This window comes from Aminobacter aminovorans (genome assembly GCF_900445235.1).
Classification (GTDB): domain Bacteria; phylum Pseudomonadota; class Alphaproteobacteria; order Rhizobiales; family Rhizobiaceae; genus Aminobacter; species Aminobacter aminovorans.
This window is the reverse complement of the sequence record NZ_UFSM01000001.1, coordinates 1,751,931-1,764,544: the sequence shown is the minus strand read 5'-3', so window position 1 is coordinate 1,764,544 and position 12,614 is coordinate 1,751,931. Positions and strand designations below refer to the sequence as shown.

The 12,614-nt window shown below is 63.2% G+C and carries 13 protein-coding genes; 5 read left to right on the top strand and 8 right to left on the bottom strand.

Going from position 1 to position 12,614, the window contains the following annotated elements:
* Nucleotides 1-22 precede the first annotated feature (22 nt).
* Nucleotides 23-1,207: a glycoside hydrolase family 5 protein gene (locus tag DY201_RS08675; RefSeq protein WP_115730844.1), complete on the bottom strand. Its 1,185-nt coding sequence runs from the start codon at nt 1,205-1,207 to the stop codon at nt 23-25.
* A gap of 239 nt (nt 1,208-1,446) precedes the next feature.
* Between DY201_RS08675 and rpsU the strand changes: the two genes are divergently transcribed.
* The 5 genes from rpsU (at nt 1,447) to DY201_RS08650 (ending at nt 4,670) form a co-directional block, all read left to right on the top strand.
* The gene (gene rpsU, locus DY201_RS08670; protein ID WP_067958156.1) at nt 1,447-1,713 is read left to right on the top strand and encodes a 30S ribosomal protein S21; all 267 of its coding nucleotides are present in this window, start codon (nt 1,447-1,449) and stop codon (nt 1,711-1,713) included.
* Nucleotides 1,714-1,862: 149 nt separating this feature from the next.
* Complete coding sequence (locus DY201_RS08665; RefSeq protein WP_425358719.1) at nt 1,863-2,702, top strand: tetratricopeptide repeat protein; 840 nt, start codon at nt 1,863-1,865, stop codon at nt 2,700-2,702.
* A gap of 22 nt (nt 2,703-2,724) precedes the next feature.
* Nucleotides 2,725-3,318 carry an NAD(P)H-dependent oxidoreductase gene (locus DY201_RS08660; protein ID WP_115730842.1) on the top strand — a complete coding sequence of 198 codons (594 nt, stop codon included), beginning with the start codon at nt 2,725-2,727 and terminating at the stop codon, nt 3,316-3,318.
* A 74-nt stretch (nt 3,319-3,392) separates the two neighbouring features.
* On the top strand, nt 3,393-3,869 hold the full coding sequence (locus DY201_RS08655; RefSeq protein ID WP_115730841.1) for a DUF992 domain-containing protein: 477 nt from the start codon (nt 3,393-3,395) through the stop codon (nt 3,867-3,869).
* Between the two features lie 168 nt (nt 3,870-4,037).
* Nucleotides 4,038-4,670, top strand: a complete 633-nt coding sequence (locus tag DY201_RS08650; RefSeq protein ID WP_115733681.1) for a LysE family translocator — start codon at nt 4,038-4,040, stop codon at nt 4,668-4,670.
* On the opposite strand, the gene DY201_RS08645 is transcribed toward DY201_RS08650, so the two are convergent.
* The 7 genes from DY201_RS08645 to DY201_RS08615 form a co-directional block, all read right to left on the bottom strand.
* Nucleotides 4,667-6,166 carry a hypothetical protein gene (locus DY201_RS08645; protein ID WP_174969000.1) on the bottom strand — a complete coding sequence of 500 codons (1,500 nt, stop codon included), beginning with the start codon at nt 6,164-6,166 and terminating at the stop codon, nt 4,667-4,669. The two genes, DY201_RS08650 and DY201_RS08645, sit on opposite strands and share 4 nt — an antisense overlap.
* 128 nt (nt 6,167-6,294) lie before the next feature.
* Nucleotides 6,295-7,692, bottom strand: coding sequence for an NAD(P)(+) transhydrogenase (Re/Si-specific) subunit beta (locus DY201_RS08640; protein ID WP_115730840.1), 1,398 nt, complete (start codon nt 7,690-7,692; stop codon nt 6,295-6,297).
* 1 nt (nt 7,693) lies between these two features.
* Complete coding sequence (locus tag DY201_RS08635) at nt 7,694-8,119, bottom strand: proton-translocating transhydrogenase family protein (RefSeq protein ID WP_115730839.1); 426 nt, start codon at nt 8,117-8,119, stop codon at nt 7,694-7,696.
* Nucleotides 8,116-9,477 carry a Re/Si-specific NAD(P)(+) transhydrogenase subunit alpha gene (locus DY201_RS08630; RefSeq protein WP_115730838.1) on the bottom strand — a complete coding sequence of 454 codons (1,362 nt, stop codon included), beginning with the start codon at nt 9,475-9,477 and terminating at the stop codon, nt 8,116-8,118. Before DY201_RS08630 ends, DY201_RS08635 begins: the two co-directional genes overlap by 4 nt.
* A 289-nt stretch (nt 9,478-9,766) precedes the next feature.
* Entirely contained in the window at nt 9,767-10,015 is a 249-nt protein-coding gene (locus tag DY201_RS08625) for an aa3-type cytochrome c oxidase subunit IV (protein WP_115730837.1), read from the bottom strand.
* Nucleotides 10,016-10,426: 411 nt separating this feature from the next.
* Nucleotides 10,427-11,740 (bottom strand): ABC transporter substrate-binding protein, encoded by a 1,314-nt coding sequence (locus DY201_RS08620; protein ID WP_115730836.1) that lies wholly within the window; start codon nt 11,738-11,740, stop codon nt 10,427-10,429.
* A gap of 47 nt (nt 11,741-11,787) precedes the next feature.
* Nucleotides 11,788-12,567, bottom strand: a complete 780-nt coding sequence (locus tag DY201_RS08615; protein ID WP_165915819.1) for an N-acyl amino acid synthase FeeM domain-containing protein — start codon at nt 12,565-12,567, stop codon at nt 11,788-11,790.
* Nucleotides 12,568-12,614: the final 47 nt, after the last annotated feature.

Here is a 12,614-nt window from a genome sequence, read left to right as displayed (position 1 = left end):
CGGTCTCCGTCCGGAAAAGCGACTACTTGCTGGTCACCAGGCGCTTGGAGATTGGCTCGAACTCTGATGTCGACCTGCGCTTGACCGGATCGGGCTCGTTCTTTTCCTGGGCTTCCCAGTATTTCCAGTTCACCTTTTCCGCGCCGAGCTCGTAGTCCATGCCGTCCCAGGCGTCCTCGCGGAAGCTGTAGAAAGCCCAGTGCAGCTTGTCCTCGTCGAGGTTGGTAAGCACGTCCTCGAGATACTGCTTGCAGAACGGCAGGCGGCGCATGCAGCCGAACTCACCGGCAACGACGCGGTTGCGGGCGATGCCGCGGCTGTCGGCCCAGTCGACGGGCTGGTCGAGATAGGCGCGGACGCGATCGGCGTCCCATTTCACCTCGCCTTCGCCGTAAGGCACCTTGCCCGGATAGGCATAGGGCTTCTCTCGCTTCATGTTAGGCGCACTGGTGGCGGCGTAGGGCTCGTACATGTGGAATGAATAGAGCACGCGCTGGTCGGCGAGACCCGCCGGCCAATAGGAGAAGGCGTCGGCCGCGGCATACCAGCCGGCGTCGGCCATGACGGGGGTCGTCGGATCGACTTCGCGGATCGCCGCGATGACCGTCTCGTAGAAGGCCTTGAGATCGCGCGAGCTGCCGGCACTCCTGGTATACCAGGCGCGCATCTCCGCGACGTTTGCGTGCTCGGCGAGCCCGCCTTCCTTTTCCGGCGCCGGCTCGTTGACGATGTTGTAGGCGGCAACTGCCGGATGATCCTTGAGTTCGGCTGCCAGGTCGCGCCAGAAGGTGGCGGCCTGGGTCCAGTAGGCCTTGTCGGCCCACAGACGCCCGTCAAACTTCTTGTCGTTGTTCTGGGCCCAGCGCATGCCCGGCAGCGACAGCGGCGCGATCACCACCTTGAGACCTGCCTTGTCGGCACGGTCGAGTACGTCCTTGAGCGTCTTCACATCCGAGGCGACGAGCCCATCATATTTGTCGGCGTTGCCGATCAGGAAGTCCCGCTTCTCCGGCTTCCACTTGTCATAGGACAGCCGCACCCAAGTGGCCCCATAGCCTCGCAACGCATCGAAATAGGCCTGGTCCGGCGGCAGGCGATTGAAGCTGTTGCCGCCATGCTGCGGCTTGTCCCAGAAGCCGATGAGATCGGCCGCCTGGGCGTGCGGAATGGCGGCGGCGAGCGCCAGGGCGAAGATCAGTGAGCGCATGGAATGCCTTGCATATGGAGCCGGAAGATGGGAGAGGCTTCCTCGGCGACGAATGCGGCGGAAGTGCGCATCGCCCACTGCCCGTTTCCCACAGTTCTCAGGAAACACGGCCTTTGCAGTGGACAAGCAGACCTGATTCTGCTATCAGCCGCCCACAATTCGCGGTGGAACCCATCGCGGAGGCATCGTGGCTATTGCCGCTAGCCTTAGGATTTCGAACCCGAAAGACAGGATCACACGTGCAGGTACTCGTCCGCGATAACAATGTTGACCAGGCGCTTCGCGCGCTGAAGAAGAAAATGCAGCGCGAAGGCATCTTCCGTGAAATGAAGATGCGCGGTCACTACGAGAAGCCTTCGGAAAAGCGTGCTCGCGAAAAGGCCGAAGCCGTTCGCCGCGCCCGCAAGCTGGCCCGCAAGCGCGCTCAGCGCGAAGGCCTGCTGCCCAGCACCCCGCGTCCGGCAGCTGCTGCTGGTGCAGGCGCTGGCGCGCGTCCGGCACGTTGATCTGCCAATCTTTGGTCCTTTTCGAAGGATAACGACAAGGTGGGGCGACCAAAAATCGCCGCCACCTTTTTGTTTTGTCCGGATTATACCGGATGCGGCGCTCAAGCCGTAGAGGCGCAAGCGAGGGACACGCAGCGATGAATGCAGTCATGAGCAACCGCAACTCCCTGCTGCGCGGCGGCGCCATGACAGCTCTCGTGCTGGTCGCCATGGCCGTTGCCGGCTGCCAGTCGTCCGGTCCGGCCGGCGAGCTGACGCGCATCGACACCATGCAGGGCTCGAGCGAGAACATTTCGTCGCTGAGCGCCGTCATCTCGAGCAATCCCAACGATCCCGAAGCCTACAACGTGCGCGGCTCAGCCTATGGCCGTGGCGGCAAGTACCGCGAGGCCTTGCAGGATTTCGACCGGGCGCTGCAGCTCAACCCGAACTTCTACCAGGCCTATTCGAACCGGGCACTGATCTACCGCTTCATGGGCAACCAAGCCTCGGCGCTGGCCGACTACAACAAGGCGATCCAGCTCAACGCCTCCTATGACGCCGCCTATATCGGCCGCGGCAATCTCTACCGCAAGGCCGGCCGCACCCAGGACGCCTTCGCCGATTTCCAGAAGGCGATCGAGCTCGATACGACCGATCCGCGCGCCTACCACAATCGCGGCCTGATCTATCAGCAGCAGGGCCAGCACGCCTTTGCCATCGAGGATTTCTCGAAGGCGATCTCGCTGTCGCCGGATGCCGCCGAACCCTATAACGGCCGCGGCCTGTCCTACCTTGCCACCGGCGACGACGACAACGCTTTCGCCGACTTCAACATGGCGATCAAGCTCGACGGCAAGATTGCCGAGAGCTGGGCCAACCAGGCGCTGATCTATGAGCGCCGCGGCGACAAGGCCAAGGCCGCCAAGGCCTATGCTGAAGCGGTCCGCCTCGACCCCAACTACAAGCCGGCGACGGACGGCCTCGCCCGCACCCGCGGCGGCGCCTGATCGTTGCTGACGAGGCATTGTCGTGAACTGTCTCGTCGTCCTGTCGCATCCGCTGCCTGACAGCCTGAACCGGCATTTCGCCGATACGGCAATCGCCGAACTCACCAATGCCGGCCACAAGGTCGAGCTGCTGGACCTCTATCGCAGCGAATTCGACCCGCGCCTGACGCCCGCCGAGCGTGGCTCCTATTATGGCGATCGCTTCGACGCAGCCGAACTCGAGGCTCATGCCGAAGCCCTGCGTCAGGCCGAAATGCTGGTGCTGGTGTTCCCGACCTGGTGGTTCGGTCTGCCGGCTATACTGAAGGGCTGGGTCGACCGAGTGTTCGCTCCCGGCATCGCCTTCGATCACGGCAGCGACTTCGGCCCGATAAAGCCGCTGCTCGGCAAGCTCCGCCATATCGTAGCCATCACCACACTTGGCAGCCCGTGGTGGATCGACCGGCTGGTCATGCATCGCCCGGTGCGCCGCATCCTGAAATGGGGTGTGTTCAAGGCATGCGCGCCCAAGGCCCGCTTCGCCATGCTGTCGTTTTATGCCGCAGAAAAGCCTCAGCCCGAGCGCGTGATGCGTTTCGCCGACGCGATTCGTCGGCGATTGCGTGAGATCGCCTAGCCGCGTCCGCTGCCTGCGGGAACCTTTCAGCGGCTATGCGGTTGATATCGCTTCATGCCTGAAAGGATTCCCCCATGAAAAAGCTCGCCATTCTCGCCCTTGCCCTTGTGCCGTTCGCGGCACCTGCCCACGCGCAGTTCGGCGCCAAGCTCGGCATGCTCAGCTGCACCGTGAACGGCGGCACCGGCTTCGTCATCGGCTCGAGCAAGGACATGCAGTGCACGTTTACGCCGGCCTTCGGCAACCGCGCGCAGGAGATTTATTCCGGCCGCATCAACAAATATGGCGTCGATATCGGCACCACGACAGGTGGCGCGCTGGAGTGGCTGGTGCTGGCTCCGAGCCGCGACGTCTATGACCCGGGCGGGCTCGCCGGTAACTATCTCGGCGCGACGGCCGAAGCGACAGTCGCCGTCGGCCTCGGCGCCAATGTGCTTGTCGGCGGCTCCAGCCGTTCGATCGCGCTCCAGCCCGTCAGCCTGACCAATCAGACCGGCCTCAACGCTGCCGTCGCGATCGGCGCGCTGCAGCTGACAGCTCCGCTGAAGTAGTTGCGTCACCATTTTCAATGTGCCGGGGCGCGAACAGCGCTCCGGCATCCTTCGTCTGTATAAACCGGCATCTGCCGCAATCGTTCTACCGCACCTGCCCTCTTCCCCGGCTCGAGATTTCCGGGCACTTCTGCGCCCAGCTGGAGGTCCAGCGCGGAGAGAATGCGCATGCCCGAGACAGCCAGCCTGATCGCATTTGCAGCCATTGCCCTTGGCATGGTGCTGACACCGGGCCCCAACATGATCTACCTGGTATCGCGCTCGCTAAGCCAGGGACCCAAGGCCGGCCTGATCTCGCTATGCGGAGTGGCGCTCGGCTTCGTCGTCTACATGCTGTGCGCGGCCTTCGGCATCACGGCGCTGATTTTCGCCGTTCCCTACGCCTATGACGCAATCCGCTTCGCCGGTGCCGCCTATCTGCTCTGGCTCGCCTGGCAGGCGCTACGCCCAGGCGGACACTCGCCCTTTCATGTGCGGCAGTTGCCCAAGGATACGCCGCGGAAGCTGTTTGCAATGGGCTTTCTGACCAATCTGCTGAACCCCAAGGTAGCAGTGCTCTATCTGTCGCTGCTGCCGCAGTTCATCGATCCGGCCGACGGCAGCGTGCTGACACAGCTTCTCGTGCTCGGCACGATCCAGATCTCGATCAGCGTCACCGTCAACGCACTCATCGCCATCTCTGCCGGCTCGATCTCGACCTTCCTCGCCAGCAACCCGGGTTGGGTCGCAGTGCAACGCTGGTTGATGGGCACGGTACTCGCCGGCATGGCCGTAAAGATGGCGACCGAAGCCCAGCGTTAGACTGTCGAGCCAGCCGGCTTCATGCGCCGTCGAATTGCCGGTGTTGGCGCCGGCGGCAGCGGATCGGACGTGCGGCCGAGGTCGACGGCGTCGCGCAACACGTCGAGATGACTGCGCGGACCACGTTCGCCCGATGGCAGCACCTCCCAGCCCTGGGCTGCCGTCGACCAATAATTGGTGTGGGTGAAGATACGCCCGAGCGCCCAGCTCAGGCTGACCTGGATGTTGAGGATGCCGGGGCCGAAATTCTCGACCAGCGGCCCGGAGATCGGATCACCGGTCAGCCAGCCATTGCCCTTGTCGTGTATGTTGGTCCAGCGCGTGGCGGAAAAGACGGCCGCGTGGTGCGGGTATCTAGGCGACCGAGAGGGATAGAGGATATTAGGGCTCTTGCCCTCCGACACCGGCGGGCAGGTCGACAGCAGCCGTTCGTCGACCGCCTTGGCGAAGTCGGCGGCATTGTGCGTGACCAGGAATTCGGCATGGGTCAGCGGACTGCCGAAGGTGACGAAATCGCTGACCTTCCAGCTGCCGAGCTTGTCCGACGGGGCGGTGCGCAGTTGTCGGTAGAGTTGCCATTGCAGCAGGCGATACTCGTCGAGCTGTGCAGCATCCATCGTGACCTTGGCACGCGCGGTGCTGTCGATCGGCAACGCCTTCTTGCCCACGGCGCGGAATGCCTTGAGCAATTCCGGCTCGGTGCGCCGATTGCGGCCGCTCGGCGCACGCTCGGCCCACAACAGCTGCAATATGTCGTAGGCAACGATAGTACCGAGGCTGTGGGCTGCCACGACAATGCGGTCATAGGTCGGGTCGTCATTCAACCCACGCAGCAGCGCAAGCCCCCTCTCCCGGACCTCGGTGCGCTTGGCGATGGTGTCGGGTTCGGCCCTGACATAGATGGCGACATCGCCGAAATAGGGCACCAGGAACTGGCTGACCAGCCAGCCGACAAAGACGGCGGCGATGCTCCACACCCAACCGGGGAAGAGCACCTTGCCCAACCCGAACCACTCGATCAGATTTGGCACGACCAGCAGCGTGGCAATCATTGCGGTGACCGCCCAGGCAGCGATGTAAAGCGGCCGCGCGTCCCCGGGCACATCAGACCATTTGCGCAGCAACAGGCCCTTCACCCAGGCCACGAGGCGCTGGACGGTGGTACCCTGAGTGATGTCGGACCAGTAGAGTTCATAGAACTCGGTCCGCAGCCCTTTGATGTCGTGAGGAGTGGTGATACGGCGCAGTTCGTAGGAGCGCGCGCGGCTGTCGGGGTGAACCCAGCTTTTGTTAATTTCGCCTGTGCCATCCGGATCAGGCTTGCGCACTCGTTCTCGCATGCCCTCGGTACGGCTGAGGTCGGAACTCCAGACAGCACCGACGAAGCCGCGGATGGTGTCCATAGGGCGCTGCTCGCCCATGCCGTGGACAATCACCACCGCCTGGCGCTTGGTTTCCGAGGCCGGCGGGCGGATAGACTGAGGGCTGACGTTCATTCGCAAATCCCCCTGATAAAGCGAAGACTATTCAGCAAGCGCATGCAGCCTATGTCAGTTCCAGCCAACAAAAAAGCCCGGGCTCTGCCGGGCTTTTGTTTGTCGCGGTGGATGGCTGAACCTTTGGCTCAGTGATCCATGGCCTTGACGATTTCTTCGGTCATCTTCTTTGCGTCGCCGAGCAGCATCATGGTGCCGTCCTTGTAGAACAGCGTGTTGTCGATGCCGGCATAGCCGGAGCCGAGTGAGCGCTTGACGAACAGGCAGGTGCGGGCCTTGTCGACGTCGAGGATCGGCATGCCATAGATCGGCGAGCTCTTGTCGTCACGCGCCGACGGGTTGGTGACGTCGTTGGCGCCGATGACATAAGCGACGTCGGCCTGCGAGAACTCCGAGTTGATGTCTTCGAGTTCGAAGACCTCGTCATAAGGCACATTGGCCTCGGCAAGCAGCACGTTCATGTGACCGGGCATGCGGCCGGCAACCGGGTGGATGGCGTATTTGACTTCCACGCCATTGGCCTTGAGCTTGTCGGCCATCTCGCGCAGCGCGTGCTGGGCCTGGGCCACAGCCATGCCGTAGCCCGGCACGATGATGACCTTCTGGGCGTTCATCATCAGATAGGCCGCGTCGTCGGCAGCACCTGTCTTAACCGTGCGCTGGATGCCGTCGTCGACAGCTGCCGCCGTCTCGCCGCCGAAGCCGCCCAATATGACCGAGATGAACGAGCGGTTCATGCCCTTGCACATGATGTAGGACAGGATCGCACCCGAGGAGCCGACCAGCGCACCGGTGATGATCAGCGCGAGATTGCCCAGCGTGAAGCCGAGTGCCGCTGCCGCCCAGCCCGAATAGGAGTTGAGCATCGACACCACGACAGGCATGTCGGCGCCGCCGATCGGGATGATCAAGAGCACGCCCAGCGCAAGCGACAGTGCCACGATCAGCCAGAAGATGGTGGTCGACTGGGTGGTGACCAACAGCACGATCAGGACGACCAGGCCGATGCCGAGGGCAGCGTTGATCAGGTGGCGGGCCGGCAGCATGATCGGCTTGCCCGACATGCGGCCATCGAGCTTGAGGAAGGCGATGACCGAGCCGGTAAACGTGATGGCGCCGATGGCAACGCCAAGGCTCATCTCGACAAGCGCCTGGCCGTGGATGGCGCCGACGGCACCGATGCCGAAGCTTTCCGGTGCATAGATGGCTGCGGCTGCGACCATCACGGCGGCCATGCCGACGAGGCTGTGGAAGGCAGCGACAAGCTGCGGCATCGAGGTCATGGCGATGCGTCGGGCGGTGACAGCACCGACACCGCCGCCGATGGCGAGGCCGAGCACGATCAGGCCGAGGCCGGTGGCAGAGGGCTTGGCCAGCGCCAGCGTGGTCACGATGGCGATGCCCATGCCGACCATGCCGTAGGTGTTGCCCTTGCGGCTGGTGGTCGGATGCGACAGGCCGCGCAGCGCCAGGATGAACAGGATGCCGGAGACGAGATAGAGGAAGGAAGCAAGGTTCAGGGTCACGTCACTTGTCCTTCTTCTTGTACATCGCCAGCATGCGCTGGGTGACGAGGAAGCCGCCGAAGATGTTGACCGAGGCCAGCACCAGGGCGACGAAGCCGAAGCCGGTGGCAAGGCCGGAGGCGGCGATGCCGACGGCCAGCAGCGCACCGACGACGATGACCGAGGAGATCGCGTTGGTCACGGCCATCAAAGGCGTGTGCAGCGCAGGCGTCACCGACCAGACGACGTAGTAGCCGACGAAGATCGCCAAAACGAAGATGGCGAAGCGGAACACGAACGGGTCGACCGCACCGCCAGTGACGGCATGTGCCGCATTGCCGGCGGCTTCCGCCGCACCTTCTGATGTGGCGAGATCCTGGACACCGAGCCGGACGGCGGCGACCGCCTGGTCGAGCTGGTCGAGGGCTTTCTGAAGACCTTCCATCATGCGTCTCCCTGCTTGGACGACTTCTTGGCCGCGGCCTTCTCGACCGGTTTCTTCTCGACCGATTTCTTGGCGGCTGGTTTCTTGGCGGCCGGTTTGTCCGCGTTGGCGGCGGCCGGCTTCTTCGGCTCAGCCTTGGCAGGTGCTGCGCTATCGGTCGCCGGGTCGTCGCCACGGTTCTGGCCCGCAACGATCGGCTTTGGCTTTTCCACTGCAGCTGCAGCCGCCGCATTGGCGAAGTTGGGGTGAACGATCTTGCCGCCGTCGGTCAGCATGGTGGCCTTGACCAGCTCGTCGTCGCGATTGATGACGATCTGCTTTGCTGCCTTGTCGACCATGGTCTCGAGGAAGGCGAACAGGTTCTTGGCGTAAAGCAGCGAGGCGGACGCAGCGACCCGGCCCGGCACGTTGAGATGGCCGACGATCTTCACGCCATTGGCGGTCGTCACCACCTTGCCGGCTTGCGCACCCTCGACATTGCCGCCGCGCTCGACAGCGAGGTCGACAAGCACCGAACCCGGCTTCATCGAGGCGACCATAGCCGCCGACACCAGCTTCGGCGCCGGACGGCCCGGGATCAGGGCGGTGGTGATGACGATGTCCTGCTTGGCGATGTGCTCGGCGGTCAGCGCCGCCTGCTTGGCCTGATACTCCTTGGACATCTCCTTGGCGTAGCCGCCGGCGGTCTCCGCTGCCTTGAACTCCTCGTCCTCGACGGCGAGGAACTTTGCGCCGAGCGAGGCGACCTGTTCCTTGACCGCCGGACGCACGTCGGTGGCGGTGACGATCGCGCCCATGCGGCGTGCGGTGGCGATCGCCTGCAGGCCGGCAACGCCGACGCCCATGATGAACACCTTGGCCGCAGGAACAGTACCGGCTGCCGTCATCATCATCGGCAGCGCCCGGTCATATTCCGAAGCACCGTCGATGACCGCCTGATAGCCGGCGAGATTTGCCTGCGACGACAGAACGTCCATCACCTGGGCTCGGGTGATGCGCGGCATGAACTCCATGGCAAACGCCGTCACCCCGGCCTTGGCCATCGCCGCCACACCGGCCTCGTTGCCATAAGGATCCATGGTGGCAAGCACCGCAGCCCCTGGCTTGTAGCCCTTGACCTCGGCCTCCGAGGGACGGCGCACCTTCAGCACGACATCGGCTTTCGAGGCATCGCCGGCTTTGCCGATGACAGCCCCCACCGCCGCATAATCGGCATCGGGAATGCGCGACAAGGTGCCGGCACCCGTCTCCACAACAACCGCAAAACCAAGACCCACAAGGCGTTTCACCGTATCCGGTGAAGCCCCCACACGGCTCTCAATCTCATCAAGCTCTCTGGGTATGAATATCGTCTGGCCCACCGTGACGTCCTTTCGGCTGGAACCTTACCAAACGTAAAGTGCCGGACGCACACAGACGCGTCGGCGCCTTACCAACGAAATCTAATGGGTAGTGACGAAGAGACCGCCGACGCACCCGTACCAAAAACTTATCAGGACCATGCCTTGCCGGGCGCTTCGCCGGCAAGGTTATTGCGTGCAGCCGCGTTCGGTCCACGTTCTTCGTATGAAGATCGCCCGTTCAGCCTCGACCGGAAATTGGCCGTGACACGAACCGGCGCGGGAACCCCGGCGACTGCCAGGAAATCAATCAGCGAATGTGGGTAGGCACGTCGCGCAGCAGGTAGCCGCCGACGCCGCAGATGATCAGGAACAGCACGACGCTGGAAAAGAACCCGGCCGGCGTGAAGAAGCCGAAGGCCATGGAAATCATCAGCGCGACGCAGACCAGGGTGCCGTATTTGGACAGCATAATGAACATCGAATAGGTTTTCTCGTGCTCGGCATAGTCCATCTGGGCGCCAAGTTCGATCGGGCCGGTCGGCGTGTTATCAGCCATGAGAGTCCCCTCCGGAAAACGAGTTCAAGGGCACATACCTAAATGCGCGCTGCAGGGCAATGGAAAGATTGCCCCTTTGGCTGCGACAAGATTATCAATCCCCAACGGGGAAATAACTGCTCATTTGATCAAACGCAAGCCGTTTGTGGTCAAAGCGATGACTGATATCGCAGTGCCGGGATGGCGATGGCTGCGAAATGGCGACCGGCCCGTTGCTCAAGGGCATGCCGGACGCCTGGCGAAAGGCCGGTTTGGCCTCAATTCGGGGCCGTTTGGCCCGGAGCCGTGGGCTTTCCGATTGCACGACGCGTGGCTTCGGCCGTCGGGATAGTGGCGGACCGGGGACACGTCACCCAATCGGACTTGGGACGCAGCCATGGCGAACGCCGATCACCGCGCCCTGGAAGAAAGCTACTCCTTGCAGGCGTCGTTGAGCGGCCATGGCGCGTGTGCAGTCGCGAACTTGCCGGCCTCCTGATCGACCAGCGGCGCGATCATCTCACGGTCGGCGGTCAGCGCCTGTGATGCCTTGACGAAGCGGCTGCCGTCCCACTGCACCAGCCAGGCGCTGCCATTTCCGGAATGGCTGGCGCAGGAGGTGGCGAACGGGCCGACCATGCCGGTCATACCAAGGGCCGCCAGCCTGGCGTCGTCGATCTTGAGGTTCTCCAGCCCCCAGCGCATCTGTTCGCTGCTGATCAGCCTTTTGTCGAAATGCTCCTGGGCTGCCTTGATCGCCTCGGCCGACAACATCGAGACAAGCACGCCGCGCTGGTAGTAGTGCTTGTCGAGCGCTTCGACCGGCGTCTGCGACTTGCCCGCGTCGATGACGTATTTGCGAATGTCCTTGATCGCCTCGGCATCCGGTACGGGCAGGTTCCACGACAGGGCGCGATAGCCCTTCGCGGCTTCGCCCGCCAGCTTGAGGTCATCGTCGTTGGCCGACCACCAGATGCCAACCAGCCTATCCATCGCAAAGCCGGATTTTTCCGCCTCGGCCAAGGCGCCGGCATTCATCGCGCCCCAGCCCCACAACAGCACGAAATCGGGACGCTCGGCCTTGATCTTCGCCCATTGCGCCGACTGGCTCTGCATCTCCTTGGCCGCCACCGGCACGGGCAGCAGCGTGAAGTCAAAACTGTCGGCATAGGCCTGGAGCAGCGCGATCGGCTCCTCGCCATAAGCACCGTCGAGATGCAGTAGCACGATCTTCTTGCCGCGCAGACTGTCCAGGTCGTCGCCCGATATGCCCTTGAGCATCATCGAGGCGCCGTCCCAGTAGCTGACCGGTGGATTGAAGGCCCAGGGAAAACGCTTGCCGTCTGATATCGCCGAGAAGCCGTATCCAGGCGCGAGCAGCGGCACCTTGTCGGCGCTGGCCTTCGGTAGCAGTTCGAGCGTGATGGCGGGCGACCAGGGCTGGATGACCAGGCTCGACCCCTTGGCCTTGTCGTAGCACTCGGCGGCCTTGTCGACGCTGAAGCCGGTCTCGCACTCGTCGTAGTTCAGCTTGATGCCGTTGATGCCGCCGTCGCGCTCGTTGAGCATCAGCATGTAGTCGCGCTGTCCGTCCATCAGCGGCGTGCCGGCTTCGGCGAACGGGCCGGTGCGGAAGGTCATGTTGGCGATTGCGAGCGTGTCTTCCGCGGCCCGCACGGGCGCGGGCAGGGTCAGCCCGAGCAGCAGTGCCGCCCGTAAAAGGTGCTTGATCACAGGCGTCGTCATTGTTCCCGCAGAGTCCGGACTACAGCGCCGCCGACCTTACGCCAAGCTCAGGCGGCTTCGCGAAAATATTTTGCCGTCGGCAGGATGGTCAATGGCGCTAGCTCGCCCATCGGCTGCCGGCCGAACATCAGCCGCTGTTCCATCGGCGTCGACTTGAAAAACGGGAACCGCTGGAACGAGCGCTCGCGGATGCTGTTGACGTCGGCGCGGTAGAGCACGACCCGATAGTTGAGGCCGGGATAGTCGCGCAACTCGCCGATCTGCTCCGATTTGTAGATGCGGCGGTAGAAGCCAGCATGCTCGGGACGAATGGTCGACAGGCAGTATGGCGCGTCGAAATAGAAGCAGGCCATGCCGGCCAGGCGCAAGGTGAGATAGGGTATCTGCGGATAGACGCGCGACCAGTCCGGATCGGCCGCGAAGCGGCTGGGGTCGACGAAATTGGCGCCGGCTGCCAGCTGGGGACGCAGGATGTCGCCATAGACAGTCGTCGACGGGGATGCTGGCGTTTCGCGGCAGGCATGATGGATGCGCAGGGTGCTGACGAGGTGGCCATCGATGTAGATGCCGAATTTGTAGCAGTTCTCGGCATCATCGAGATCGTCATGGATGATATGGTCGGGGTTTTCCGAGACCATGTCGCTCAGCCGGTATGACTTGTAGCGGAGGCGGTAGATGTCTTCGAGGTCCTCGCCCTTGTCGCAGCGCCGGTATTCGGCCCGCTCGAGCAGACTTGAAACATGGCTCGCAAAACTCGAGCCGCCACCGGACACACTGCCACTCTTGACGTCGGCGTCACCGCCGGACGTCGCTTGATGGATCGTCATGGTATTCCCCGTACTTCCGCCCAGTCGAAGGGTAGCGGAGGACGAGG